Origin of the sequence: Streptomyces sp. NPDC048337, assembly GCF_043201175.1 — a bacterium.
GTDB lineage: Bacteria > Actinomycetota > Actinomycetes > Streptomycetales > Streptomycetaceae > Streptomyces.
Genome location: NZ_JBICYR010000038.1, coordinates 1 through 25,916 on the forward strand (window position 1 = coordinate 1; position 25,916 = coordinate 25,916).

A 25,916-nucleotide genomic window follows, 5' to 3' on the forward strand; every position below is an offset into this window, starting at 1 on the left:
CCCCGCAGCGGTCAGACCGCCGCCATCCGCGTACCTCATGACGAGGATGTAGCACCGTCAACGCCCGCTGTCACCCCACCCTTTCAACCTCAGCGTCGCCGGTGTGTCGGTGTTGCCGATCCGTCTTAACGGCTGCCCCATCGAAGGAAGAACGCGAAATAGGGATCTGAAATATAGAGAGTTGCCAGTTCTTTGTCGTAATCGACGACGGGCTCGCCCTCTAGATCCTTTTTTGCAATCTTGGACATGGCTTCGAGTACGCGAATTACCTGATGTCGCTGCGGGATGTCGCTGGCGAGGATCTCTCGGATGGCGGCGCGAATCTCTTCGTACGTCAATGCGACCTTGGGGCCTGTGTGGGAAATAGCTTCCAGGATTACTCCATAAATGTCCTTCTCCAGTCCATTCTTGAGTTTCCTGGCTTGCCTGTCCGTCCGCTGTCTTGGGCCTCGTGCGAGCAAGTCGAATGCCGTCTTCGATGTCATCGAAGAGCGCTGCCTGAAAAATGTAGCCCAGTCGGGGGCTGTTAGTTCTACAGGATGGCCCTGCTTCGTTCGATATCTATTCTTCTTGCAGAGTTGCAAGCAGAAATCTTGCATGAGGTGTGGGCTTGCGAAGCTCTCCTGGGCGAGGCGGTCGCTCAGGGTGCCGTCCTTGTCGTTGAAATCGAGGGCATCGAACCCTTTTCGGGGAATGCTGAGGAGTTCTTCCTCGGACCAGAATCCCACCTCAATCTGCTGAACTCGCCCGGTCATCTCCTTCTCGACGCGAACGACATCGTAGGCTCGGTGGGGGACTGCAATCACGATGAAGCGCAGGCCGTTGAAGACGAGATCCTTGATCGCTCGGACGATGTCGAGCTGAACATCCGGAGGGACATAGTGGAAGTCGTCGATGACGATCGGCTGGAGTAGGCCATCTAGCGCCTCGCGTACCTGATTTGAGACGTGGCGGGCACGGGTGACTTTATTTCCCTTTGTGTCGCCGACGATCTCCTTGCGTTCGAACACCGCCTTGAGGCTGCTGAAGCCGAAGCTTCCCTGTCGAGTGCGCCACTCTTCATCTTTTATGTCACTGGAGTATTCGATGCCAGTAAACCGTCCGAGCTTGTCGGCTACTGTTTCCCAGAAATCATCAGTGGACGTGATTGATCCACCGGACAGCCAAAGGGCCTCCGACTCTGGTATGACGTTCCGCACGATACGGTCTTACCTGTCTTCGTGGGTCCCGAGACTGAGAGGATCTTGTATCCCTCGTCAAGGTAGTCCTGAAGCTCTTCTTCCAGGTTCCGCGTAGACCGTGGGTTGTATGTGATCGTGGGCAGGCCGCCAGCTACGAAGACCTGAGCAACGCGAAGATCAGACGACTCCATGGCCCAAGCCTAACGCGACCAGGGTTTGTACGTGCGGCAGTTGGAGCGAGGCCGGTGGAGTGGCTCTGCCCGTCTCCCACCCCGGCTGGCGGTCAAGCATGATCAGGAAGCTCGCGAGGTTGGAAAGGCAGCTGAACGACGTGCTCATCGGCCGCGATGAGATCGGCACCGACGTGGAGCGACCACACCGGCCTCTGCCACATCGCGGCAGCAGCTACTCTCCGCCCCCCATTCCCGGTAGTGCGGTCGCCTCACCCTCCCGTCATCCGTGACGGCGTGGGGTAGGGTGCCCGGCCCGACTCAGGCCCGTCTGACGGCTGGCCGTGCGCAGCATGACGGGAGCGCAGGCCCGGGCGACGGGCCGCGCTCGCCGCGCCGTGCACGGCGGGTGCCTTGACGAAGTAGGGAAACTCTCAGCGCACTGTGAACAGCTGGCGTCCGTCATGGCACCGTAAGTGGGTCCCGGCCTCGCCCAAGGCATCCACTTGCCGGATGGCGTAGACCTCGGATCCGGGCCAACGCCACGATGGGACGGGTACGTTGTCCACATGGCTGACTTCTTGATCGTGATCACTACCGTGGACAGTCAGGACGCCGCGCGGAAGCTGTCGCGCTCGGCAGTGGAGGCGAATCTGGCTGCTTCCGGGCAGGTGACCGGGCCCATCGAGACGACGTACCGGCACCTCGGAGAGGTCTCCGAGGGCACGGAGTTCCAGGTGGCCTTCCGTACGGCCGGTGACCGGCGCGAAGCGCTGGAGAAGCACTTGGTGGACAACCATCCCTACGACTCGCCCGAGGTCATCGCCTTCACCATCGACGCCGGCCGAGCCGAGTACTTGGACTGGATCACGCGGGCCACCCGCTAACCCTTGGCCCGTTCCAGCAGCGCACCGACCGGGGCGAGGGACCGGTGGGGCTCCAGTCGCTTGACCATCAGGCGGGCCCGCACCATCGGCCGGATCGAGGCGAGTCCCTCGGAGAGGTCGAACACCCGGGTCGTGATCGTGGTCGCGTGCTCGATCTCGCCAGCGTCCAGATAGGCCGCCGCGAGCCACGACAGGTAGAGCGCCTTGTCGCGGGACCGGGAGTCGTCGTACCGCCCGAGGGCGTCCTCCAGTGCCGGGATCGCCCGCAGGGGCCGGTGCAGCTCGGACCAGCACCCGGCCCGTCATGATCGCGATCTCGTCGCGGTCCACCCAGTACGCCCAGTCGGGGCCCGGCTCGTCGCCGGGCTTGTGGATCTCCTCCTCGGCGAGGCCCAGCGCGTAGTCCGCTTCCCGGGCGTTCCCCGAGGTCGCGTGCTGCCAGGCCAGCCGGTCGGCCAGCAGTGCCCGAACGACGGGGGCCGTCCCCGAACCGAGCGCCTCGTACGCGGCCGTGGCGAGCCGGATCCCGGAGTCGCCGCCCACGGTCCATTCGAGGTAGGCGAGGAAGGCCAGGGAGTTGCCTTCCAGAGAGCTGTCCTCGGCGGCACGCGATGCGGCCAAGGCGGTCATGTAGTGCCCACGGGCCTCCTCGTACTGACCCGCGTCGTACGCTGACCAGCCCGCGAGTTGGGCCTGTTCGGCGATGATCCCGCGCAGGCCCCGGCCGGTCGCGTCGCTGTAGGCCCCTTCGTCTGCCAGCCGGGTCGTGGTCGTCAGCTCCCGGACATACATCTGGTACGTGTCGCCACCGCCCACGAAGTCGTCCAGGCGCCGGAGCCGGGCGGTGCGCTGGCTCAACTGCCTTGGAACGTCGGCCCCGATTCTCCGCCCTGACGAGAGCAGGGAAGAGGGTTGTATGACGGCGATCCCGGCGCCGGCCGAAGCCGTCATGAATCCGCGGCGGTCGAACACTTCGTTCTCCTGGTCGGTCTGGTCCTTCTGCTCCTGTCGGCGAAGGCGCCGGGCGAGAGCCACGGCCCGGCGGAGCTCCTCCTCCGGTACACCGAACTCCGCGGCCAGCAGCGCCCGTGAAGCGGGATCCGGCAGCCGCTCGTGGGTCTCCCACCTGGAGATCGCGCCCTGCTCCAGCGGGTACCCCCGCCGCGCGGAGAGATCGGCCGCCAGAACCTCCTGTGTGCGTCCGCCGGCCATGCGCAGGCGCCGCAGCAGCGGCCCGATCGGCTCCACGCCGTCGCCCTCGTTCGTGGTCATCATCGCCATCCCCCGACCGTCGGCAGAGCCCTGATCCCAGCCTGGCCATAAAACCTGGCCATGTCCCCGGAATGGCCATGCCTTCTGGCACATCCATCCAAACGCGTAGGGCAGTTGACTGGTCGCAGCCGCCCGGGAAAGGCGGCCTCCCCCTCGCAGCGGGCCGCAAGGCCGCACCCCATGTCGCACCTGCGGCCCGCTGCGTCCCCCGGAGCGAAGAGCCAGCCCGAGCCCAAGGAGAGAGCCGTGGCCCCTCAGATCCGTCCGCGCCAGCGTCAGACCGTGCCCGGTTGGGTCAGCGAAGGAACGCCGGTCTTCGACCCGCTGGAGAACCGGCGGGGCATCGTCCAGTTCATCGGCGAGTACGAAGACCCGGCCACCCGTGTCTCGTACGCGAACGCGGTCTTTGCCCGGCCCGAGGGCGGAGGCTCGGAGTGGATCGTCAAGGATCCCTCCAGCCTGGAGCGAGGCTGAACCGCAGGGCCCTGCGGGGATGGCGCCAGCAGCTCGCAGTCCTGCTCTACATCGCAGCCACCTGCGTCCTGGTGGTCGCTCTCGCCCTCGCCGGCGATACCGGGCCCTGACCCCGCGGGTGCACGCGCAGGACCATCCCCACCCCCAGATTTCCCGCAGGAACCCCTGCGGGCCACATCAAGGATCAGGAAGGAGTACGGGATGAAACGAGAACGCTCCCACCGAGCAGGCCAGCGGTCTGCTGATCGGTGTCCGCCGGATCAACGCGGCGCGGTCGCGCGCCGAAGAGGCTTCGGATAACACCGGTGGCAAGTCGGACATGAACGACACCTGATCGACTGAGGAGACCCACGGTGATTGATTCCGCATCGTGGGCGCAGCGTCTGGGCGGGGACACGTTCCTCGCCCAGACGTGTTTCCGCGCCCACGCAGTGATCCGTTCAGCCGGCACCGCCATTCCCACCCTGCTGACCTGGGACGAAATCAACGAGATCGTTGCCGCGCACCGGCTGGAGCCGCCCCGCATGCGACTCTCCCGCGCGGGGGAGGCCGTCCCCGCGACGGCGTACTCCGTCCTGCGCACGAACCGGCGCGGGGTGTCCTGGTACCAGCCGCAGCCGACGGAGTTCCACGCACGCCTCGCCGAGGGCGCGTCCCTCGTCATCGACGCGATCGACCAGATCCACCCGCCCGTCCGGGCAGCCGCCGCCGGACTCGAACGGTTCTTCCGGACCCCCGTGCAGGCCAACGCGTACGCCTCCTGGACGTCCGAAGAGGGCTTCGGTACTCACTGGGACGATCACGACGTCGTGGTCCTCCAACTTGAAGGCTCCAAGCGATGGAAGATCTACGGACCCACCCGGCAGGCCCCCGCCTGGCGTGACGTCGAAGCCCCCGAGGCCCCGACGGGCGAGCCGATCGCGGACATCGTCCTGACGCCCGGCGACCTGCTCTACCTGCCGCGCGGCTGGTGGCACGCGGTGAGCGCCGACCAGGGCACCGCATCGCTCCACCTCACCTTCGGGCTGGCCACGCAGACCGGTGCGGAGTTCCTGGGATGGCTGTGCGACGACCTCCGGACCAGCGCAACCGTCCGCTCCGACGTCCCCCGCTTCAGCACCCCCGAAGAGCGGGCCGACTACCTGGGCGCCATACGCAAGGAGATGCTCGCCGCTCTTGAGGACCCAGCCGTTCTGGACCGGTGGGAGACGTCGCTGGACACCACACACCCGGGGCGCCCACGCCTTTCCTTGCCGCACCTGGCGACGGTTCCGCCCGAGCCAAGGATCACCGTCCAGGTCACCGTGCCCCGCGCCCGGGTAGACCAGGATGCCGAGGCGGTGACCTTCTCCGGCGCCGGGCGTGAGTGGACCTTCGCACTGCCCGCCGCACCGCTGCTGCACCGCCTGGCCGACGGGCCCCCGGTCACGCTCGGGGACCTCGCCACCGCATCCGGCCTCACCATCGCCCAGAGCGCCGAGATCGTCTCGGCCCTGGTGGGCGGACAGGCCGCCGCCGTGATCGGGGCGACCAGGTGACCGCCGCCCTCGGGCTCGGGACGTACCGGGTGCGCGCTGTCGAGGAGCCGGCGCGCGCCGCGTGCTCCGACGGGCTGGTGTGGCTGGACACGGCACCCAACTACGCCACGGCTCACCAGACACTCGGCCCAGTCATCGCCGACCACCCCCGCGCCATGGTCGCGACGAAGACCGGGTTCTTCACCCGGCAGGAAGGCGAGGCCGCCGTGGCGGCCGGAGTCCTCGCGCCCGAGGAAGCCGCAGTCGGCCACAGCCTCCACCCCGGCTTCGCCCGCTGGCAGACCGATCGCTCCCTCGCGGCCCTGGGCCGCGCCGACATCGTGTTCGTCCACAACCCGGAGCACGCCGACCAGGACCGTGCGGTGCTGCACGCGCGGCTGCGTGATGCGTTCGCCGTGCTGGAGGAGTACGCCACCGAAGGCCGCATCGCCGGGTACGGAGTGGCCACCTGGTCCGGCTTCCAGCACGAGGCATTCACCGTTCCCGAACTCCTCGCCCTGGCCAAGGAAGCCGCCGGATCGGGTGAACACCACCTCGGCGCCATCCAGCAGCCGGTCAGCCTCGTCATGGTCCGCCCGATCGCGCTCGCCCTCGATGGGCGGGGCCCGCTCGTCCAGGCTCGCGCCGCCGGCCTGCTGACCTTCGGCTCCTCTCCCCTGCACGGCGGCGAACTCCTCGACTTGGCCACACCCGAACTCGCCGAGTTCATCCGCCCCGGCACCAGCACGGCCGCCGCCTGCCTCCTGGCTGCGGCGTCCTGCCCGAGCCTGGACGTGGTACTGCTGTCCGCCAGTACGCCGCAGCACTGGAAGGCCGCCAAAGAGGCCATCGCCTCCCCGCTTGAACCGGACCAGCTCAGGAGGGTCACCGATGTACTCGCCCAAGGATGAGACCACCAGGGCCCGCATGGAGGAGGCCCTCGCCACTGCCTCCTCACACCTGGCCACCGCTCCGACGGGCCCGCTGTCCTGGGGATGGCTCGGCCGGACCGTCGGCTCCCGCACCGAGAACGGCCACTGGCTCCGCGTCCACTGCGGTGAAGCCGCCAAGACCCCCACCACCCGGAACGAGGGCATCGCGCTCGCCGAGGAAGGGGTCTCGGACAAGGTGTCCCGCCCCCACCTCCACGACCTGTACCGGTGGGGGCGCGGGGAGTACGTCTTCGAGGCCGAGCTGATCGACTACGTCGCCCAGCCCGTCATCTCCCCGGAAACCCCGGACCTTACGGAAGACCCGGGACTCCCGGACTCCTGGTGGGCGACGCTGCGGGAGAGCCTGGACGCCCTCAGCGCTGCCGAGCCGCCCCGCGAGACCATCCGCCAGTCATGGGCGGACCGCGTGTTCCCCGAGTTCCTCGGCATCCCCGCGCCGACCATCACCGAACGCGTCACCGGCCACGCCGACCTCCAGTGGGCCAACGTCACCCACTACCCCCTCGTCATCCTCGACTGGGAACGCTGGGGCGCCGTCCCCGTCGGCTACGACCCGGCCATGCTCTACGTCAACAGCCTTCGCGTCCCCTCAGTCGCCGCACGCATCCGCACCGAATTCGCCGACGTCCTGGACACCCCCGCAGGCCGGATCGGCGAACAGATCGCCCTCGCCGAAATGCTCCAGGCCGTCGGCCGTGGCTGGTACAGGGAGCTGGCTCCACTGTTGCGCCGGCGCGCGGAGGAAGTGACGGGCATCCTTCCTCGCTGAGCGTCAACAACTAGGGAGACAGACCGACATGATGGAACGAGTCCGAGCTGTCCTCGTCACCGCGGACGACACGATGCTGGTCATCCGCCGCACCAAGCCCGGCCGCCCCGTGTACTGGGTGCTGCCCGGCGGTGGCGTCGAGGAGAGCGACGAGTCCCGGGAGGCAGCTCTCCACCGGGAGATCCACGAGGAGATCGCGGGGAAGGCCGACATCGTCCGCCTCCTGCACACGATGGAGTCCGACGACGAGCGCCAGCTCTTCTACCTCGCCCGCATCGCCACCTGGTCCTTCGAGGACCGCACAGGCCCCGAGTTCAGCGCCGAGGGACGCGGCGAATACGCGCTGGAGGAGATCCGGCTGACCATGGAGGGGCTGGATGGCATCGACCTGAAGCCCGAGGAGATCGCCCACGTTCTGCGGGGCGCTATCGGCGCCGGCACGCTCGGGGCTGGGGTCGTGGTCTAGCCGTACGACATGCGGACATGCCACCGGGGCCAACGCTGACTTGCGTTGGACTCGGTGGCATTGCTCGGATGACAGCCGAGGTGGTCGGGATGGGGCTCGATCGCGGCCCGTTCTGCTGCGTGGCGAGCAGCACGAGCAAGGGCGGTGCGTCCGCAGCGGCGGCTGCGCTCAGTCTCCTCATGCTCATCGATCCGCCCCCGGTCGAGGCTAGAAGGACCTGCGCCCCTGGTGCAGGTCCTCTCCTGCCCCTCAGGGGTGGGTTCGACGGAAGCTATGCTTCCGTCCCAACTTGCTGCGTCTGAAGCTGGGGTGGAGTTCTTCGACTGCGGGTTGGTGGTGCCTTCGGGGTCGTGCTGGTCTGGCATGCGGATCTCCTCTTGTGATGGCGTTGTGTGGGCGGGTCGGATGGCAGGGAGGGGGAAGCCTCGGTCTGGCCACCTTCACGCTGGTCAGGGCAGGTGCGGGTGGTGTGGTGGCGCCTGGTCGAGGGCTGCGTGACTCGTCCCCGGGTTCCGCCGGGCCTGGCGTGTGTCTGGTTGGCACCGGCCGGAGAGGTGGCCGGGTGGGGCGTTAGGAGCCTCCGGGACCCGGTTGGGGACCGAGTCCCCAAGCAGGTGCCCGGTCCCTGGACGGTCCCGTGTTGAACGGTCCCCAGCACTCTGGGGTCGCGAGTCGCCGCTATGGACGCCATTCATGAACGGCTTGTTGGCTGTTCGGTCCCCGGAGTTGGTCCCGGTCGCCTGAACCCCGCTGAGTCCCCGGTCCCCGGTCCCCGTCCCCGGTCCCGATCCCGGTCCCGGTCCCGGTCCCGGTCCCGGTCCCCGGTCCCCGTCCCCGATCCCGGTCCTGTGCGGTCATCCAGGCATCCGGACCCTCGGTCCCCGATGCGCCACCGTCCGCTGGTCCGTTGACGGGAAGCGGCGCGGCGAGAGCTACAAGACGCGCGCCCTCGCCGACTCTTTTCGCGCCTCGCTCCTCGCTGCCGCGAACAACGGCGAGCCCTTTGACAGCGAGACCGGTCGGCCCGTTTCCCACGCGGCGCTGGCGGCCGAGGTCAGCTGGTACGAGTTCGCGCTCCAGTACGTCGACATGAAGTGGCCGCGCATTTCCGCGAACAACCGCAAGAGCACGGCGAAGGCCCTGACGAAGGTCACCCTTGCACTTCTGCGTGCCCAGTTGCCCGAGCGATTCGATCCGGTGGAGGTCCGTACGGCGCTGCGTGAGTACGCCTTCAACGCGGGGCGCCGCGAGGCAGCCCCTCCGGAGGTGGCGGCGGTCCTTTCCTGGATCCGGCGCAACTCCCTTCCCGTGCAGGCCTTGGAAGACACTCAGTACGTCGACCGCGTCATGCTCGCGCTGGGCACGCTGCTCGACGGGTCGCCGACGGCTGCCAGTTCGGTCAACCGCGACCGGCGGATCATGAATGTGGTCGTGAAGTACGCGATCCGCCAGAATGTGCTCTAGGTCAACCTGCTGCCCAAAGGCAGGCAAGAGGGCGGCGCTGCCAAGACTGCGGAAGCGATCGACAAGCGTTCTCTGCTCAACCCTGACCAGGTGGCCCGGCTCCTCTTCTGGATCGGAGGCCGCCCCCGCACCGGATATAGGCTCCGCGCCTTCTTCGCCACCCTCTACTACGCAGGTCTCCGCCCGGAGGAGGCCGTAGCCCTGCGGGTTGCCGACGCAACGCTCCCGGAGGCCGGCTGGGGGGAGCTTCTCGCTCACGCGGCCGAGCCCGAGGTCGGCAGCCAGTGGACGGACGACGGCGAGGTTCACGAAAGCCGTCAACCTGAAGGGCCGGGCTGTCGGCGAGACCCGTCCGGTACCCGCGCATCCGGCGCTCGTCGCGGTCCTGCGTGAGCTGGTGGAGCGCGACGGGCTCGGACCCGGGGATCTGCTGTTCCCTGGGGAGAAGGGCGGTCTGCTCGCCGGCTCGGTGTTCCGGAGGGTCTGGGGCAAGGCCCGCGAGGCAGTGCTGGACGAGCACGAGTACGCCTCGCCCGTCGGCAAGCGCGTGTACGACCTGCGGCACACCTGCCTGACGACCCGGCTGAACAACGGTGTCCCGCCGGCGCAGGTCGCCGCATGGGCGGGCAACAGCGTCCCCGTCCTGCTGTCGACCTATGCCCGATGCGTCACTGGACAGTTGGCCGACCTCCAGAAGCGCGTCGAGGGCCCGCAGGAACTGCCCGCCGTGGTCTCGCCGCCCGCTGACCGGTCAGGGCAGAACTTCGGGAAGTTTTCGGGAAGAACGGCCGCCACGAGCCGTCCGAAGCCGGTTTCAGTCGGACTGCCGCCGCCGGTGCCAGGGGCCTCGGCTGGGCTTACGTCACCGCTACGACGCTCACGCTAGGGTGCCCTGACCTGGACGAAAGCCCTCCGCATGGGAGGGCTTCGGGGTGGTGCGGAAAGAGTGCCCCCGGCAGGACTCGAACCTGCGGCCAAGTGCTTAGAAGGCGCCTGGCACGTTTGAGGCAGGCATGCCTCTGACGCGTAAATAGCAGCAGGTGAGGGTGGGTGCGGGCAGGGCTGGGTGCCCGGTGACCGTCGAAGCCGCCGGGTATCGGGGTCTGTACCAGGAATTCTGACGCACGTGCTCACAGCAACACTCCACGGTTCCCGCGGACGGCCCCCAGCACCACGCTGACCTGCGAGCTCAACGGCGTCACAGAAGCACCGGTTTCGGCCGGAACGAACCCCACCACGATCCCGAACCGGGAGAGGCCCACATCAGGGGCAGACGGAAGCACCCCCCAGCGCGCGCCAAGGCATTTACCACGCCGCCGGCGCCCACCGAAGGTGCGCTGAATCGCTGACCTGTACAAAAGGGGGTACCGGCCGAGCGGAGTCTGAGACCTTCGGCTGTTCTCGGGAAACAGGCGCTTCCCACCCATCCGGGTTGCTGGCGGCTACGGCTAGCGTGCATCCCGGACTGGTGCACGGGTGGAGAGGCTCATGTGCCCCTACGGGACCTGGCGCTTTCCTTTCCGCTGGCCCTTGTGATGGCGGACGGGTCCTTCCGTCTGCGGCCGACCGACCGATGATGTTGAGGCGATCACCGCTTGCAGCGGATACGCCGTGGTGACGCTCGGCGATCAGCTCCCGCCCTGAACCCCAGTTCGGAGTCAGAGCAGGCAGCACTGCTGGTGGTCCGCTTCGTGAGAAGTCCTGCCATTCGTGGAGCGAATGACTTCCCTGTGGCTCTGACCTGGGCGTTCTCCTTGAAGTACGTCCTGACCAGCGAAACCCTGCTCGTGAGTTCTCGTCGTTCCGCACCTCTTCCGAGTCTCATGTGCCGGATGTGCTCTGGCCGGAACAGTGCCTTTCCTGCAGGCCCGCCCCTGACCGCACCGCTCTGGATCGCGGCCCCGGGTTCAGTCCTGCTGGGCACGGGCGGCGCGCCCGGCGAGCTCCGCCCCGCCCGCCGCGGTCAGAGCGCCGTGCAGCCGAAGGCGGGCCAGCCCTCCGTCCGGGTACACGTCCAGGCGGGCGTGAGTGGCGGTGGCCGGAGCCCGGAGGGGGAGCCGGTGCAAGGCGTCGGGCTGGAGCGGGACGCGGGACAGGACCTCGGTCCAGGTGCCGGACTCCCCGTCCTTGACCGACAGGGAGACCCAGCCCGCGGCGTTGCCCTTGAGGTTGGCGGTGTCGACCTCGACGGCGCGTATCTCGCTCTGCGCGGCCAGCCGGTAGACGATCCAGTCGTTGCCCTTGTCGCGGCGGCGACGCGTCTCCCAGCCGTCGTCCTGCTTCTGCGACAGCCCCGGCATGATCGTGTTGCCCGGCGAGGAGTAGAAGCCGTCGGACGTGTCCTGCACGCTGCCGCCGTTGGTCACGCAGGCCACGTCGACGGTGCCCAGGAGCGCCAGCCAGGCCGGGTCGGGAACGACCTCGCCGTGGACGCGCAGCCGGGCGATGCCGCCGTCCGGGTGCTGCCGGATCAGCAGATGGGTCCACCGGCGCTCGGAGGCGATGGCGAACCCGTTGGCGGCGTGGCCCCGTACCGGCGTACGCGGCAGGATCTCGTGCCAGCTCCCGCTGTCCCGGAGCACCTCGGCCGCGGAGGGCGTGCCCTCGAAGGCCGCGGCCCGGATGCTCACCTGCTGGGGGAAGTTGCCCCGGAAGTGGGCTGTGTCCACGATGATCCCGCGGATGATTCCCGGTGCCCCCAGACGGATCAGCGCCCAGTCGTGGTCGCTGTCGGCGGGGAAGGGGTTCGCGCCGTCCGTGCCGCGGCGCCGGCGGGTCTCCCAGCCGTCCATGACCTTGCCCTTGTTCCCGTAGTCGTGGACGTCGAAGACCGCCGGGGTGCGGGAGAGCAGGTTCTCCCGCTCGGCGAAGAACTCGTCGTTCGTCGCGACCACCGCCGCGCCCAGCCGGCGGTCGGCGAGGTCGGTGAGCCGGGTGAAGGGGAAGCTCGCGTCACGGTAGTCGGCGTAGGGGTCCCCGGACACGTACGGGGCCGCGTACACGGACTCGGCGGAGGAGCGCTGGGAGGATGACGATTCCTGCATGCGAGGGAGCCTTTCTGGCGTTGCCGACCGGCTGGTCGGAGCGACGCCGTCAATCTCGCAGCGAGGGACGACCCAGGTCCATCGATCATTTTCGACGGAACTGTTCAGTGCTGACGAACGGTTCGGATTTCCGCCAGATACGCTCGAACTCCTCGGCCAGCGCCAAGACATGACCCCGGGCCCGCGTCACAGTGACCTCCTCGCGGCAGACGAGCGCCAGCGAGCCGTCCGCGAGCACCGTGTGCGGGGCGGGGACACGGCCCAGCCGTACCTCCGCTCCCAGCGCGACCAGTTCGCTCAGGTACCCGGCGCCCCCGAGGTCGTCCCCGACCTCGGGGGCGACCACCTTCCGCACCGCGACCCCACGCCGCAGGAACCTGCGGTACAGCGGCAGCGCGGCCACCATGTGCCCGCGCCCCAGAGGTGCCGCAGGATGGACGACCAGGACCTCCCGGTAAGCGGGATACGCGTACCGGCCGAGCAGGTCGCCCCCGCCCGCCGGGGGCATGGCGGCGGGCGGACCCGCGGCGAGCCCGCGGGTCCACGCCTGCCGCAGTCCCGGGACCGCGGCGCGGAGGGCTTCGACACGTTGCGCTTCGCGCGCCAGCGCGGCCGTGCGCTCGGCGATCAGAGGTTCCAGCGCCGGCCCCGGGTCGGCCGCGACGATCCGCTGGTCGCCGGTGAGGGTGACCAGTCCGCGGTCAAGGAGTTCCGCCAGAGCGCTGTCGAGTACGGCGAGTTCCAGGCCCAGCCGCCGCGCGGCGTCCTCCGGCAGCGTGCCGGGACAATGCAGGAGGCTCTCGTACAGCTCGGCGGCCGGCTCCCGCAGCCCGAGCACGGCCGGATTCATCTGGTACCTCCGGAACCACAGGGACCGGGGCCGCCGGAGACCAGATCCGCCAGCTCGTCGGCGGGAACGTTCCGGTCCGCGGCTGCCAGCAGGACGGCCTCCACGGCACGCAGCCACGACTCGATGTCCTGCTTCCCCAGGCACCGGCCGTCGGCCCACAGGGTGATCTCCGCGATCTCGTCCAGGCGATAGACGGTCAGATAGGCGTGCACGGGCATGAACGTGGTGGGCTCGACCCGGATGTCGGCGTGTTCACCCCGGCCCGCACCGGCCGGCAGCGGACCGGTGGCCCCGGGATAGGCGCTCATGTCGTTGTAGACCACGTCGCGCGCGAACGGGCTGCCCCGCTCGGCGTCGGCCGCGGAGCGCGCGCTGCGCCGCCGGGTCGACGGCGCTGTAACGGTAGGCGCGCAGGGACTCCTCCCTGGTCCGGCCGATCAACTCGTCGAACGAGCCCGCCCCGGACGTATCCACAACGATGAGCGCGTCCTGAGCGAGGGTGGTCACCGCAGCTGCGGTGCTCGGGGTCGACCGGTTGGCCGAGATGGACGTGACGGCGGTACGCCCGGTACCCCCAGCGCGTCCGGTGCGTGTCCGGGCGGCGAGGACGGCTTGGAAGGCGGCGAGGACTACCGTCGAGCGCCCGGTCCCGGTGCGCCCGGCGACGGCCCGGACGGCCTCGGCGAGGCGGGCAGAGAGCATGAACCCTTCGTGGTAACGGGGTTCGGCCGGTTGCGCGAGCCGCCCAGCGGTGAGCATGACCGAGGGTGTCCTCCGGTAGGCGGTCTCCCAGTGGGCCAGCGCTCGGGCACCCCGGCGCAGCCCCTTGGGGGAGTGCTGCTCGAGAGCCAGGTCGATGGGCGCCTCGGTACGGTCCCGCCCCGTGCGCGCGTACACCGCGTCGGACATCAGGGCGACTAGGTGTATTGCCCTGTGAGGTTGGGGACGCGGCCGGCGGGTGGTTTGCCTGCGAGCGCGGTGTGTCCGCGGTGGTGATTGTAGGTGTGCAGCCAGCCGGGGAACGCGTCGCGTCGTTCCTGCTCTGACCGGTAGGGGCGGGCGTAGGCCCATTCGTCGAACAGGTGCGGTTGAAGCGTTCGACCTTGCCGTTGGTCTGGGGCCGGTAGGGCCGGGTTCGCTTGTGGGCGATCCCGGCCAGGGCGAGGGCGTCGCGCCAGTCGCGTGAGCGGTAGCGGGAGCCGTTGTCGGTAAGGACCCGTTCGACGGTGATCCCGGCAGTGGTGAAGAACTCCTGGGCCCGCGTCCAGAAGGCGGTGGCGGTCTCCTTGCGCTCGTCGGCGTGGATCTCGCTGTAGGCGAGGCGGGAGTGGTCGTCGACGGCGGTGTGCGGGTAGCTGTAGCCGGCGTTCTTGCGGGTCTTTCGGCCTGCTTGCCTGCCCAGGACCTTGTGCCCGCCGCCGTCGGGGATGTTGCCGAGCTTCTTGATGTCGACATGGACGAGTTCGCCCGGCTTCTCGCGTTCGTAGCGGCGTATGTTCCGGCCGGTGGCCCGGTCCAGATGCGTCAGGCGGGCCAGGCCGTATCGGGTCAGCACGCGGTGGACGGTGGAGGGCACCAGGTCCAGCAGGTGCGCGATGCGGGCCGGTCCCCAGCGGCGCAAAACGCGGACCTTGATGATCCGGCGTTCGGCGCGGGTCGGTGTCCGCCGGGGGCTGTGGTGCGGGCGGGAGGAGCGGTCGGCCATCCCCGCCTTGCCCAGGGCTCGGTAGCGGTCGGCCCACCGCTGGGCGGTGGTGGGCGAGACCTGGAAGCGTTCCGCGGCCCGGCGCAGCGGCCGGCCGTCCTCGACCACACAACGGGCCAGACGCAGACGTCCAGTCTCGGTCAGGGGTGCATTACGGTGGGGCACGAGGGCCTTTCTGGTCGCCGGTGCAGATGTCGCAATCCACACCAGGCCAGAAGGCCCTCATCCATTTCACGATCCCTCAGCCGAGACCTGCATCACCCGTCCGCAACCTTCCGGGACAGAACAGCTAGTGCGTCAACGCGACCAACGCGGGCACTGCCAACCTCACCCTGCTCGAACTGAGGACCTGCGGTGGCACTCCGGCCCCGTCCCAGAAGTTCCTGCCCCGCTCCGACGGCTCGATCTCCACCCCGGCCTCCGGCCGGTGCGTGGACCTCGGCAACTTCGACACCACCCCGGGCCGACAGCTCTGGCTCTATGGCTGCAACCCCTCCAACGCCCAGCGCTGGAGCGTCATGACTCTGGGTACTGCGCCTCTGCCTGGACCGCAGCCGAGCGTGCCGCCGTCACTGGGGGAGCGTCGCCGGGAAGCCGCAAAGAGCCCAATACTCGCTGTGCGATTACCGATAAATGGTGGATTCCCGAGTAAGAGGACCCTGGCGCTCCAGATCGCCCACAACCGGTCGGCGCGCGGGCTCCAGGGCGTGATCTTCACCCGTGACGACCGTGCGGGCGAGGGGAAGCTGTCCTCCCGGCTCGGGCTGGTGACGGAGGCGGTGGAGGCGCCGGAGGGCATGGACCTGTACGCGCATCTGGTCACCGAGCTGTCCAAGGGCGGCAAGGCGGACTACGTGATCGTGGACGAGGCCCAGTTCCTGGCCCCGGAGCAGATCGACCAACTGGCCCGGATCGTCGACGACCTGGACATGGACGTCTTCGCCTTCGGCATCACGACCGACTTCCGCACGAAGCTCTTCCCCGGCTCGCAGCGGCTGATCGAGCTGGCGGACCGCCTCGAACAGCTCCAGGTCGAGGCCCTGTGCTGGTGCGGCGCCCGGGCCACGCACAACGCCCGTACGGTGGGCGGTGTCATGGTCGTCGAGGGCGAGCAGGTCGTGGTCGGCGACGTCAACCAGGCCGCCGCCGAGGTCGGCTACGAGGTCCTCTGCCGCCGCCACCACCGCAAGCGGACGACCTCGGCCACGGCCCACGCGGGCGCCCTCTCCCCGGACGTCCTCCCGGTCAACCACGCCTGACCGGGCTACAGGCAGGCCGGAGCCGACCTGGAACTGGGCATGTTCGCCGCGGAATCACTGGAGTTCCGTAGCGAACTCCTCAGCTTGCGCTGCTTGGTCGAACCGGATTACCTCCGGATGCTCCCGCCGTGCAAATCTTGCCGGACGAAATCCGGGCAGGGGGAAACCCCCCACCACTGAAGGGGCCTTCATGGCCGACGCCCCGTCAACCGCAAACCCCCGACCAGCGGACGACGAGATCCGAAGACGCGTCACCGCCGCCCTCCAGGTCCTCGCTGACACCCGGCAGTCCGGCCATCCCGAACTCGACGAGGCCCTCGCCCACCTCGCCCGCTTCCTCGCCGGAGGGAAACGCATGAGGGCCGCCTTCGCCTACCGCGGATGGCAGGCCGCCGGCGGAAAGGGAGACGACCACGCCGTCATTGCCGTCGGCGCCAGCCTCGAACTCACCCACGCCTTCGCCCTCCTCCAGGACGACGTGATCGACAGCTCCGCCACCCGCCGCGGCCTGCCCACCATGCACCACCACGTAAGCGCCCGGCACGCGCGCGCCCACTGGCGCGGCCTTCCCGACCGCTACGGCGCAGCCGTCGCCCACCTGTGTGCCAACCGCTGCTGGGGATGGGCCGGCCAGCTCGTCGACCAAGCCGTAACCAACCGAGCCCAGGCCGCCGCCATCAAGGCCGTCACCGACCAGATGCTTCTCGACGGCACCCACGGTGAACACCTCGAACTCGTCCTCCAGGCACAGCGTTCCTTCAACGCCGCGCGCTGCCGCCAGGTCTCCCACTACAAGACCGGCCTGATCATGTTCAAGCCCCCGCTCCTGGCCGGCGCCCTCCTCACCGGTGCCGAGAAACCCCTCCTCGACGCCTACGCCGCTTTCGGGACCGCCATCGGCGAGGCGTACCAGCTCCGCGACGACCTCCTCGGCGTCTACGGCGACCCCGCCGTCACCGGCAAACCCAACCTCGACGACCTGCGTGAGGGGAAGCCCACCCCGCTGGCCGCCGAAGCCCTCCAGCGCGCCACCCCCGACCAGAGCGCCGTCTTCCACCGCCTCTACGGACGGCCCGACCTCGACGAGGAAGGCGCGGGCATCCTGCGCTCCCTCTTCCGCGACACCGGCGCCGTGACCGCCATCGAGCAGGACATCACCGACCGCCTGCGCACGGCCGTCCAGGCCCTCATCGACGCCGAGCTCCCCGCACCCGCCATCGAGCTGCTGACCACCACTGCGCGGACCGCCCTCGACCGCACTCACTGAAATGGGCTCTGCGGGGTTCGGCTTCAGCGCCGCAACGCCGTAGTAGACGTCGCTTCGCTTGCCCGCCCCGCCGGCCTCGGGGCCCCGCAGGTCTCGACTCGCAGAATCATCGAATTGCAGAAGTCTGCAATTTCATAGATGCTGTGGGTGCTGTGCCCGTAGGTAGCCGCGGGCACAGCACCAAACCGAAGGGTGCGAGGCCATGCCGGTTCCGCTGTATCAGGCGCAACAGCTCGCGGTTCTGCGACGTTCGGGGATCGTCACCTCGACCCGTGACGGCTCGACCGTCGTGTACGAGCCGGCGTGCGGGGACGTCGCGGAGCTGATGAGTGCGGCGCGGCGGATCCTGACCGAGGTCCTGACGGGGCAGAGCGAGCTGCTGGAGGAACTCCGCGAGTCCGAGGTTCCGGCCTCGTGAGCGTGAACGCCGCGCCGGCGGCCGTGCTGGCCCGGGTGCGTTCGGTGCTGCCGGCGCGGGCCGACTACGTGGTCATGGCCCGCAGCCCCCGCCGCGACCTCCTCGCCGGACTCACCGTGGCGATCGTCGCGCTCCCCCTCGCGCTCGGGTTCGGGCTTTCCTCCGGGCTGGGCGCGGAGGCGGGGCTGGCCACCGCCGTGGTCGCGGGTGCGCTGGCCGCGCTGTTCGGCGGGTCGAACCTCCAGGTGTCCGGACCGACCGGTGCCATGACGGTGGTCCTGGTGCCGATCGTCGCCCAGTACGGACCCGGCGGCGTCCTCACCGTCGGCCTGATGGCCGGCGTGCTCCTGATCGGTCTCGCCCTGCTGCGGGCCGGCCGGTACATGCGGTACGTGCCGGCGCCGGTGGTGGAGGGGTTCACCCTCGGGATCGCGTGCGTGATCGGCCTCCAGCAGATACCGGGCGCGCTCGGGGTGGCCAAGCCTGAGGGTGAGAAGGTCCTGCTCGTGGCCTGGCGGGCGCTCGTGGAGTTCGTGGCCTTCCCGAACTGGACCGCGACCGGCCTCTCCGTGGGTGTCGCGGCGGTGATGCTGGCCGGCTCCCGGTGGAAGCCGACGATCCCCTTCTCGATCCTCGCGGTGATCGCCGCGACCGTGATCGCGCGGCTCTTGCACCTCGACGCGGCGGCCCCCATCGGGGATCTCCCCTCAGGGCTCCCCGCCCCGTCCCTCGCCTTCCTCGACGCCTCCGCCTTCGGCTCTCTGCTGGCCCCGGCAGTCGCTGTCGCGGCGCTCGCCGCGCTGGAGTCCCTGCTGTCAGCGACCGTGGCGGACGGGATGACGGTGGGGCAGAAGCACGACCCGGACAAGGAGTTGTTCGGGCAGGGCGTCGCCAACCTGGCCGCCCCGCTGTTCGGCGGTGTCCCCGCCACCGCCGCCATCGCCCGGACCGCGGTCAACGTCCGCACCGGAGCCGCCTCCCGGCTCGCCGCCCTCACGCACGCCGCGGTGCTCGCCGTGATCGTGTTCGCCGCGGCCCCCCTCGTCTCGAAGATCCCCCTCGCCGCGCTCGCGGGGGTGCTCCTGGCGACGGCGATCCGGATGGTGGAGGTCGGCTCGCTGCGCGCGATGGCGAGGGCGACCCGCTCCGACGCGGTCGTCCTCGTCCTGACCGCCACTGCCACGCTGGTACTCGACCTCGTGTACGCCGTGATCACCGGCCTCGTCGTCGCGGGCGCCCTCGCCTTGAAGGCGGTGGCGAGCCAGGCCCGGATGGAGCAGATCGACTTCCGCCCGGACCTGCCCGGGGAGCACAGCGACGAGGAACGCGCCCTGCTCGCGGAGCACATCGTGGCCTACCGCATCGACGGACCCCTCTTCTTCGCCGGTGCGCACCGCTTCCTCCTCGAACTCTCCGAGGTCGCCGACGTGAAGGTGGTCGTCCTGCGCATGTCCCGCGTCACGACCCTGGACGCCACCGGCGCGCTCGTCCTGAAGGACGCGGTGGAGAAACTGAACCGGCGCGGCATCGCCGTGATGACCTCCGGTATCCGGCCGGGCCAGCGTCAGGCCCTCGATGCGGTCGGCGCGCTGGAGCTGCTGCGCCTGGAAGGCCGCGAGTACGCCACCACCCCCGAGGCGATCGCCGGGGCGCGAAAGCACCTGGAGCAGGCGGGCCTGCTGCCCCGTACGCATCACCGACCGCACCGCATCCGGAAGGCCGCACGATGACCGTCCCCGCCGACCGCCGCCTGATCGAGGTCTCCGGCACCGAGGCCCTCTGGCTCCTCGAAGGCTCCGCCGAGGGCCGCCTGATCTACCTCCAGCGCGAGACGGCCATGGTCCGCCCCGCCGCGCACGTCATGGAGTACGGGCGCCTCGTCGTCCGCGCCCCCGTCCAGTCGGCTGCCGTGCTGGGCCGGTCCCTCCTGACCTACCAGGTCGACGAGATCAACAGCCCGGCCGGCACCGGCTGGACGGTGACCGCCCACGGCCCGGCCGACGTCATCGGCAACCCGGACGAGGCCGCCCACTACCGCCGTACCCTGTCCGGCTGGTCCCATGGTCCGCACGACACCCTGTTGCGCCTGCACCCACAGCAGGTGTCGGGGTTCCGCCTGGCCCGCACGGTTTCGGGGGCGGGCCGGTGAGCGTCCAGGTCGAGGTGATGCCCTATCGGCACGTGCTGGACGTACCGGCCATGGGCTCGGCCGTGCGCATCGCCCGGGAGACCACTGAGCTGGTCCTCGTGGAGTGCGGGGTGGGGCTTCGCCATCCGAGTGTCGGTCCGGCGCTGCTGATCCTGGCGGAGCTGGTGACCAACGCGGTCCGCCATGCCGCCGCCCTGTCCCCGATCATCACGGTCACCTACGCGCACGGGCAGGGTGCGTTCGCGTTCGCCGTCCATGACCGCCACCCCTACCGGCCCGCCCTGTTCGGGGCGCTCGCAGGCGCCCCGGGGAGCGGCCTGGCCATGGTGGTGGAAATGACGATGGAGCTCGGCGGCACCGCCGTCGTACGGGCGGATGCGGATGGGCGTGGCAAGGCCATCTGGATCACCCTTCCCCTGTGAGTCGAACGTCACGAAGGTGCCCCGCCAGGTCCCAGGAGTTGCAGGGATCTGCAATTGTGGAGGTCGCAAGGTGTGAAGAGGGGCGAACGATGCCCCTGCGAAGGAACGGTTCCGGTTGGATGAGATGGGCAGTCGCGACAGGGGTACCCAGGTGAGCACACCGCTGTACCAGCTCAAGGCGGAGTTCTTCAAAACGCTGGGGCACCCGGTCCGCATCCGCGTCCTGGAACTCCTGTCCGTACGCGAGCACGCGGTCGCCGAGATGCTGCCGGAGGTCGGGGTGGAGGCCGCGAGCCTCTCCCAGCAGTTGGCCGTCCTGCGCAAGGCCAACCTGGTGGTCACCCGCCGCGAGGGCTCGAAGGTGTACTACAAGCTCACCCACCCCCAGATCGCCGAGCTCCTGCGGGTCGCCCGCGGCATCCTCTCAGGCGTTCTGGAAGGCCAGGCCGAACTGCTGGCCGACCTCCGCGCCACCGGCCCCACCTAGGCAGCGCGATCGCGGCGCGGGCCCGACCCGGTCCGCGCCCCATGTACGGCGGCCGTCTTCCGTTAGTGCGGGTTCACCTGCGCTTCTGACACCGGAAGGCGGCCGCTCCCTGCGCTGGTCGGATTGCTGGACTATCTTGCTGCCGTGGATCAGTTGATCGCCGGAGACCCGGCCCGCATAGGCCCGTACCGACTGATCGCCCGGCTGGGGGCGGGCGGCATGGGCCTGGTCTATCTGGGCCGGTCCGAGGGCGGGCGGACCGTCGCCGTGAAGGTCGTCCAGGCCGAGCACGCAGGGCACCCGGAGTTCCGTTCGCGCTTCGCCCGGGAAGTGGCCGCCGCCCGGCGGGTGGGCGGGAGTTGGACGGCGGACGTGCTCGACGCGGACCCCGAGGCCGCCGTGCCCTGGGTGGCGACCCAGTACATTCCGGGGCCCGACCTGCAGACCGTGGTCGCCCAGGACTTCGGGCCGCTGCCCGAGCACTCGGTCCACACCCTCGCCAACCGGCTCGCCCTCGCCCTTCAGGCCGTGCACGAGGCGGGCCTGATCCACCGGGACCTCAAGCCGTCCAATGTCCTGGTCACCGTCGACGGCCCGCGCGTCATCGACTTCGGGATCGCCCGGGCGATGGACAGCCTCGGCGGGGACAGCCTGCACACCCGCACCGGCATGCTCATCGGATCGCCCGGCTTCATGTCGCCGGAACAGGCCCGCGGCCTCGAACTCACCCCCGCCAGCGATGTCTTCTGCCTGGGTGCCGTCCTCGTCTACGCCGCCACCGGGCGGATGCTGTTCGGTGCGACGGACACCGGGCTCAACGCCCACCTCTTCCGGGTCGCCGAGGAGGAGGCGGACCTGACCGGCGTACCGGAGCCGCTGGTCGACCTCGTACGCGCGTGTCTGGACAAGGACCCCGCCAAGCGGCCCACGCCCCGGGAGATCGCCGCGCGTACGGCTACGGATCAGGCCGCGGAATGGCTGCCGGGTGTGGTACTCGCTCAACTCGGGCGTCATGCCGCTCAGTTGCTCGACTTCGCACCCGAACCGCCCGCCGGGCCCTCCCTGGAGAAGGCCGCCGCACCGCAGCCGGACCCCCGTGTCGCGCCGCTCGCCCAGCCGCAGCCACTGCCCCCGCCGCCCCCCGCGTACGCTCCGACGGCCCCGGTGTACTCCGCCCCCGGACAGGGCTTCGGTCCGCCTCCGGTCACGGACTCCCCGCACCCCAGGCGGTGGTGGGGGCTGGCCGTCATCGCCCTGGCCCAGTTGATGGTGCTGCTCGAAGCGACGAACTTCAGCGTGGCGGCGCCGTCCATCCAGGCGGACCTGCACATGGACTCCGGCGGTCTGAGCTGGATGCTCAGGGTCTACGTGTTCACCTTCGGTTGCCTGCTGCTGATCGGGGGGCGCCTCGCCGACCGTGTGGGGCACAGGCTCGCTCTGATCATCGGCCTGGCCGGATGCGCGGGGGCATCCGCTGTCGCAGGCTCGGCCGGCGCCCCCGTCGTGCTGATCACCGCGCGCGCCTTCCAGGGCGTGTTCGCCGCTCTGGTGACACCGTCGGCACTCGCACTGGTCGTCGGCGGCTTCACCGATCCCGGGGAACGCCGCCGGGCCTTCGGGATCTACGCCGCGATCGCCGGCGGCGGATCGGCGTTCGCGCTGCTCGTGGGCGGATGGCTCCTGGAGTTCCTGGGCTGGCGCGGCTTCCTGTACGGCGGCACCCTCATCGCCGTGATCGCCCTGATCGGCGCGATCACCCTGCTGCGCGACCGCCCGGGACCCACTGGAGTCGGCCTCGACGTGCTCGGCCTGGTGTGGATGCTGCTCGGCACCACCGGGCTCGCCGCCGTCATCTACGGCCTCAGCGAAGCCGACCGGCGCGGCTGGACCGACCTCGTGATCCTGGTCCTCTTGGTGGCGGGCGCGGGCCTGCTCGGGGGCTTCCTGTGGGCGTACGCCAGGACGCCGGGCCCGTCCGGTCCGCCGTCGACCGTCAGGGGCCGCGACCGCGTCGGGGGCGTCCTCGCCCTGTTCCTGGCCGGCGTCGGCGCCGCCACCGCGTTCTCGGCGCTGGTCTTCTACCTGCAGAGCGTCTTGGGCTACTCCCCGCTCAGCATCGGATTGGCCTTCGTACCCCTCGCCGCCACGGTCGTCATCGGCTCCACCCAGGTCTCCGCCCGTATGCTGCACCGCGTCGCGCCCCGCGTCCTGATCGTCGCGGGCCTGGTGGTCGCGGCCCTCGGGCTGCTGCTCCTGACCGGCCTCGAACCCCACGGCACCTACATGGCCCACGTACTGCCCGGCATGCTCCTCACCGGCTTCGGCATCGGCCTCGCCTTCATGCCGGTCTTCGCGACCGCGACCGACGGCGCCGCCCCGCAGTACTCCGGCGCCGTCTCGGCGACCGTCACCGTGGCCCAGAACCTCGGCGGGCTGATCGGCGCGGTGCTGCTCAGCAGCGCCATCACCGCCCGCCTGAGCCGTGACGGGGAATGGATCTCCGGGCCGATCCTCAGCGCGGTGCTGCCCGGCCACACCGACACCCTCTGGTGGGGAATCGGCGCCCTGCTGCTCGGGGGCCTGCTCGCCGGCCTGCTGATCACCACCAAGGCTCCCCAGGGCGCGCCGGCTCCGGTGCACAAGGCGAGCTGGTGAGCTAGTCGACGGCGACGACCGACGCCACGAAGGTCATCCAGCTCTCCGTGGTGCAGGTCAGCGGGCGCCGGGTCAGGTCCTTCGAGTCACGTATACGGGTCTTGCCGCGTTGGGGGGGGGGTACGCAACTCCAGGCAGCCGTTGGTCTCGCCGCTGTACGTGCTCTTGTGCCAGCGGAATCCGAAGTCGTCGTTCACGAAGCCTCCTCGGCGGTGCGCAGTACGGCCCGGCAGCGCTCGGTGCGGGGGTGATCAGGGCCGAGTGTACGTACGTATCCGTCGAGGGCCGCGAGGGCCACCGCCCTCGCCTCCCGCGCACGGCCGCTACCCGTCAGGACGGCCGCGAGATCGGTGCGGGCGGACAGCGTGTGGGAGTGCTCGGCGCCGAGCATCGACTCGCGCGCCGCGACGACGTGACGGAGCGTCTCCTCCGCCTCCTGCCGGCGGCGCAGCCGGATCAGGACCGTCGCGTGCAGGTGGCAGGCCGCCAGGGTGCGGGGGTGGTCGGGTCCGAACACCTCCTCCGCGGCCCGCACCGTCTGCCGGGCCAGCGGCTCCGCCTCCTCCCACCTCTCCTGCCCGGCCACGGCCCACGCGTGGGCGAGGCGGCTGAGCACCGTGTTCGGATGGCCGGCCCCGAGGGCGGTCTCCGAGCGTTCGAGCGTGGTACGGGCCAGGGCGCGGGCCTCCTCCCACCGGCCCAGTTCGCCGACCGCCTCGGCGAGCCGGCCGCGGGTGTCCAGCGTGTCCGGATGGGCGCCGCCCAGGACCCGCTCGCGGCCGTCGAGGGCGCGCCGCAGCAGCTGTTCGTCCTCGGCCCAACGCCCCAGCCCGTACAGGGTGATGCCCAGGGCGTGGACCGTGTCGAGGGTGAGTGGATCGTCCGCCCCCAGCAGGGCCTCCCGTGCGCCGAGGACATCGCGGAGGGTCGCCTCGGCCTCGGCGAACAGTCCGAGCGCGCTCTGCACGCGGCCGGTTTCGTACGCGTCCGCGAGGGCCTCGCCGTGCCCGCCGCCGAAGTGGCGCCGGCTGAACCGTGCCGTGGCCACCGCGAGGTCGAGGGCGGCGGTGAACCGGCCGCGTTCGTAGTGCAGGGAGCGCAGGCGCCGGACCACCGCGAGGGGCTCCGGACCGTCCGACCGGCGCAGCAGGGCGACCGCGTGCGGTGCCAGGAGCCGCAGGTCCTGGTCGTCCGGCGCGTCCGGCAGGGCGGCTTCGAGCAGCCCCGCCGCGGACCGGACCAGGTCGTCGCGGACTTCCCTCGGCATCCGCCCGGCGACGGTGTCCAGGAGCAGCCCGTGCGCCTGGAGGCCGCGCACGGGCGGTCGACCCCGGTCCCCGGGCACGTCGAGCAGGGAGACGAGCGAGGTTGCGACGAGCCCCCGCAGCGCGGCATCGGCGCGGGCACCCCTCAGCGGCGGGTCCAGGTCGGGCAGGGCCGTCGCGTCGAGCCGGGCCGGAGCGAGCAGGCCGAGCGGGACGGTGGCCGGCTGGGGCGCGAGGCAGGACAGCAGCCGGAGCAGGGTGACCGCCTCCGGCAGGTTCTGCCGGTCGAGGGCGTCGAGGGACAGCTGCCAGGTGCTGCTGAAGCGTGCCCGGGCGTGCTCCTCGGAGGGGTCCGAGGCCTGGTCCAGGAGCTCGCTGGGGTCCTCGGGAAGCCGTTCCAGGTAGTCGCTCACGGTCCACCTCTCCAGCAGTTGGCGACGCAGGTGGTTGCCCGCGAGGGAGAGCGCCAGAGGGTGCCGGTCCAGCCGGTGCGCCAGCCGCTCGAAGTCCTCCGGTGCCCCCGCGTCGGGCGCCAGGTCGAACAGCACCTGCGCGGCGGCCGTGAGCGGGAGTACGCCCACGGGGTGGGTGTCGCAGCCGCGCCAGACCTCGGCCGCGGTGTCGCGGGTCGTGACGAGAACGGTGCCGCGCGGACTGCGCCGCAGCCAGCCGCCCTCCTGGAGCAGGTGCGGCTCGTCGGCGTTGTCGAGGACCAGCAGCCACGGCTCGGCGGAGCGCGACAGGCAGTCCCACGCCAGATCGGCGGCAGGGCGGCGGCCGGCATGGGCCGCCTCCAGCTCGGGGGGCGACGCACCGCGGTCCGCCGCGATGCCGATCATGAACGACCGCAGCGAGGCGGCGGACGAGGCGTCGACCCAGAACCCGACGACCCCCTCGTGCTCCACGGCCCGGGTGAACACGTGCCGGGCCAGCGCGGTCTTCCCGCAGCCGGCCATGCCGTGGAGCACCTGCGCCGGCCCGCCGCGACCGTGCGTCACGGAGTGCAGCAGCCGCGCGCGGAGCTCCACGCGGTCCCGCAGGGCGGTGGCGGGCTCCGCGGTCAGCGGCACCCGCACCGAGTGGGGCACCGGCCCCATCCAGTCGCCCGGAGCGGGGGCGTGGTGATGGTGCTCGCTGATGTACTGGTCGCGCTGCGCCTGGTAGACGCGGCCTTGCCCGACGGCGGACCCGGAGAACCGTGCGCGCTGCGGATCCATCGACCCCCCGATCGGCTGTGTCGCC

General features: G+C 70.3%; 22 protein-coding genes and 3 pseudogenes. 17 read left to right on the plus strand and 8 right to left on the minus strand.

The annotated features are described in order from the left end of the window. Positions 1 to 125: 125 nt before the first annotated feature. Positions 126 to 1,199 (minus strand): hypothetical protein, encoded by a 1,074-nt coding sequence (locus ACGFYU_RS35670; protein WP_393831466.1) that lies wholly within the window; start codon positions 1,197 to 1,199, stop codon positions 126 to 128. 721 nt (positions 1,200 to 1,920) lie between these two features. Here ACGFYU_RS35670 and cutA point away from each other — a divergent pair. Next, on the plus strand, positions 1,921 to 2,238 hold the full coding sequence (cutA, locus tag ACGFYU_RS35675; protein ID WP_393831467.1) for a divalent-cation tolerance protein CutA: 318 nt from the start codon (positions 1,921 to 1,923) through the stop codon (positions 2,236 to 2,238). On the opposite strand, the gene ACGFYU_RS35680 is transcribed toward cutA, so the two are convergent. Next, positions 2,235 to 2,363: a hypothetical protein gene (locus ACGFYU_RS35680; protein WP_393831468.1), complete on the minus strand. Its 129-nt coding sequence runs from the start codon at positions 2,361 to 2,363 to the stop codon at positions 2,235 to 2,237. The two genes, cutA and ACGFYU_RS35680, sit on opposite strands and share 4 nt — an antisense overlap. Positions 2,364 to 3,756: 1,393 nt before the next feature. Between ACGFYU_RS35680 and ACGFYU_RS35685 the strand changes: the two genes are divergently transcribed. The 7 genes from ACGFYU_RS35685 (at position 3,757) to ACGFYU_RS35715 (ending at position 10,039) form a co-directional block, all read left to right on the plus strand. After that, complete coding sequence (locus tag ACGFYU_RS35685) at positions 3,757 to 3,984, plus strand: hypothetical protein (RefSeq protein WP_037929703.1); 228 nt, start codon at positions 3,757 to 3,759, stop codon at positions 3,982 to 3,984. A gap of 353 nt (positions 3,985 to 4,337) precedes the next feature. Next, the gene (locus tag ACGFYU_RS35690) at positions 4,338 to 5,522 is read left to right on the plus strand and encodes a cupin domain-containing protein (protein ID WP_393831469.1); all 1,185 of its coding nucleotides are present in this window, start codon (positions 4,338 to 4,340) and stop codon (positions 5,520 to 5,522) included. Then, positions 5,519 to 6,412, plus strand: coding sequence for an aldo/keto reductase (locus ACGFYU_RS35695; protein ID WP_393831470.1), 894 nt, complete (start codon positions 5,519 to 5,521; stop codon positions 6,410 to 6,412). The genes ACGFYU_RS35690 and ACGFYU_RS35695 overlap by 4 nt, the downstream gene beginning before the upstream one ends. Continuing rightward, positions 6,393 to 7,223, plus strand: a complete 831-nt coding sequence (locus ACGFYU_RS35700; RefSeq protein WP_393831471.1) for a hypothetical protein — start codon at positions 6,393 to 6,395, stop codon at positions 7,221 to 7,223. The genes ACGFYU_RS35695 and ACGFYU_RS35700 overlap by 20 nt, the downstream gene beginning before the upstream one ends. 28 nt (positions 7,224 to 7,251) lie before the next feature. Then, positions 7,252 to 7,689 (plus strand): NUDIX domain-containing protein, encoded by a 438-nt coding sequence (locus tag ACGFYU_RS35705; protein WP_393831472.1) that lies wholly within the window; start codon positions 7,252 to 7,254, stop codon positions 7,687 to 7,689. A 1,089-nt stretch (positions 7,690 to 8,778) separates the two neighbouring features. Then, positions 8,779 to 9,153 (plus strand): hypothetical protein, encoded by a 375-nt coding sequence (locus ACGFYU_RS35710; protein ID WP_393831473.1) that lies wholly within the window; start codon positions 8,779 to 8,781, stop codon positions 9,151 to 9,153. A 397-nt stretch (positions 9,154 to 9,550) separates the two neighbouring features. Next, positions 9,551 to 10,039: a hypothetical protein gene (locus ACGFYU_RS35715; RefSeq protein ID WP_393831474.1), complete on the plus strand. Its 489-nt coding sequence runs from the start codon at positions 9,551 to 9,553 to the stop codon at positions 10,037 to 10,039. Between the two features lie 1,021 nt (positions 10,040 to 11,060). Here ACGFYU_RS35715 and alc read toward each other — a convergent pair. From alc to ACGFYU_RS35735, 4 genes and pseudogenes are all read right to left on the minus strand, one after another. After that, positions 11,061 to 12,197: an allantoicase gene (gene alc / locus ACGFYU_RS35720; protein WP_393831475.1), complete on the minus strand. Its 1,137-nt coding sequence runs from the start codon at positions 12,195 to 12,197 to the stop codon at positions 11,061 to 11,063. 85 nt (positions 12,198 to 12,282) lie between these two features. Further along, the gene (locus ACGFYU_RS35725) at positions 12,283 to 13,047 is read right to left on the minus strand and encodes a hypothetical protein (protein WP_393831476.1); all 765 of its coding nucleotides are present in this window, start codon (positions 13,045 to 13,047) and stop codon (positions 12,283 to 12,285) included. Beyond that, entirely contained in the window at positions 13,044 to 13,355 is a 312-nt protein-coding gene (locus tag ACGFYU_RS35730) for a hypothetical protein (RefSeq protein WP_393831477.1), read from the minus strand. The genes ACGFYU_RS35725 and ACGFYU_RS35730 overlap by 4 nt, the downstream gene beginning before the upstream one ends. Positions 13,356 to 13,964: 609 nt before the next feature. Continuing rightward, a pseudogene (locus ACGFYU_RS35735) lies at positions 13,965 to 14,917 on the minus strand (IS481 family transposase). A gap of 140 nt (positions 14,918 to 15,057) precedes the next feature. Between ACGFYU_RS35735 and ACGFYU_RS35740 the strand changes: the two are divergent. The 9 genes and pseudogenes from ACGFYU_RS35740 to ACGFYU_RS35780 all read left to right on the plus strand — a co-directional run. Further along, positions 15,058 to 15,261: pseudogene (locus ACGFYU_RS35740) on the plus strand (hypothetical protein); the annotation flags it as partial. A 99-nt stretch (positions 15,262 to 15,360) separates the two neighbouring features. Continuing rightward, positions 15,361 to 16,011 carry a thymidine kinase gene (locus ACGFYU_RS35745; RefSeq protein WP_393831506.1) on the plus strand — a complete coding sequence of 217 codons (651 nt, stop codon included), beginning with the start codon at positions 15,361 to 15,363 and terminating at the stop codon, positions 16,009 to 16,011. 190 nt (positions 16,012 to 16,201) lie between these two features. Continuing rightward, positions 16,202 to 17,278, plus strand: coding sequence for a polyprenyl synthetase family protein (locus tag ACGFYU_RS35750; RefSeq protein WP_393831478.1), 1,077 nt, complete (start codon positions 16,202 to 16,204; stop codon positions 17,276 to 17,278). Between the two features lie 211 nt (positions 17,279 to 17,489). After that, a pseudogene (locus tag ACGFYU_RS35755) lies at positions 17,490 to 17,696 on the plus strand (transcriptional regulator); the annotation flags it as partial. Between the two features lie 74 nt (positions 17,697 to 17,770). Further along, positions 17,771 to 19,426, plus strand: coding sequence for a SulP family inorganic anion transporter (locus tag ACGFYU_RS35760; protein WP_393831507.1), 1,656 nt, complete (start codon positions 17,771 to 17,773; stop codon positions 19,424 to 19,426). Beyond that, on the plus strand, positions 19,423 to 19,845 hold the full coding sequence (locus tag ACGFYU_RS35765) for a pyridoxamine 5'-phosphate oxidase family protein (RefSeq protein ID WP_393831479.1): 423 nt from the start codon (positions 19,423 to 19,425) through the stop codon (positions 19,843 to 19,845). The genes ACGFYU_RS35760 and ACGFYU_RS35765 overlap by 4 nt, the downstream gene beginning before the upstream one ends. Further along, a complete protein-coding gene (locus ACGFYU_RS35770; RefSeq protein WP_393831480.1) occupies positions 19,842 to 20,267 on the plus strand; it encodes an ATP-binding protein in 426 nt (141 codons plus the stop codon). The genes ACGFYU_RS35765 and ACGFYU_RS35770 overlap by 4 nt, the downstream gene beginning before the upstream one ends. 151 nt (positions 20,268 to 20,418) lie before the next feature. Beyond that, a complete protein-coding gene (locus ACGFYU_RS35775) occupies positions 20,419 to 20,754 on the plus strand; it encodes an ArsR/SmtB family transcription factor (RefSeq protein ID WP_393831481.1) in 336 nt (111 codons plus the stop codon). Between the two features lie 144 nt (positions 20,755 to 20,898). Next, positions 20,899 to 23,409 carry an MDR family MFS transporter gene (locus ACGFYU_RS35780; protein WP_393831482.1) on the plus strand — a complete coding sequence of 837 codons (2,511 nt, stop codon included), beginning with the start codon at positions 20,899 to 20,901 and terminating at the stop codon, positions 23,407 to 23,409. A gap of 1 nt (position 23,410) precedes the next feature. On the opposite strand, the gene ACGFYU_RS35785 is transcribed toward ACGFYU_RS35780, so the two are convergent. Together ACGFYU_RS35785 and ACGFYU_RS35790 are read right to left on the minus strand one after the other, a co-directional pair. Further along, positions 23,411 to 23,503, minus strand: a complete 93-nt coding sequence (locus ACGFYU_RS35785; protein ID WP_393831508.1) for a hypothetical protein — start codon at positions 23,501 to 23,503, stop codon at positions 23,411 to 23,413. Between the two features lie 99 nt (positions 23,504 to 23,602). Next, positions 23,603 to 25,891: a tetratricopeptide repeat protein gene (locus ACGFYU_RS35790; protein ID WP_393831483.1), complete on the minus strand. Its 2,289-nt coding sequence runs from the start codon at positions 25,889 to 25,891 to the stop codon at positions 23,603 to 23,605. Positions 25,892 to 25,916 lie beyond the last annotated feature (25 nt).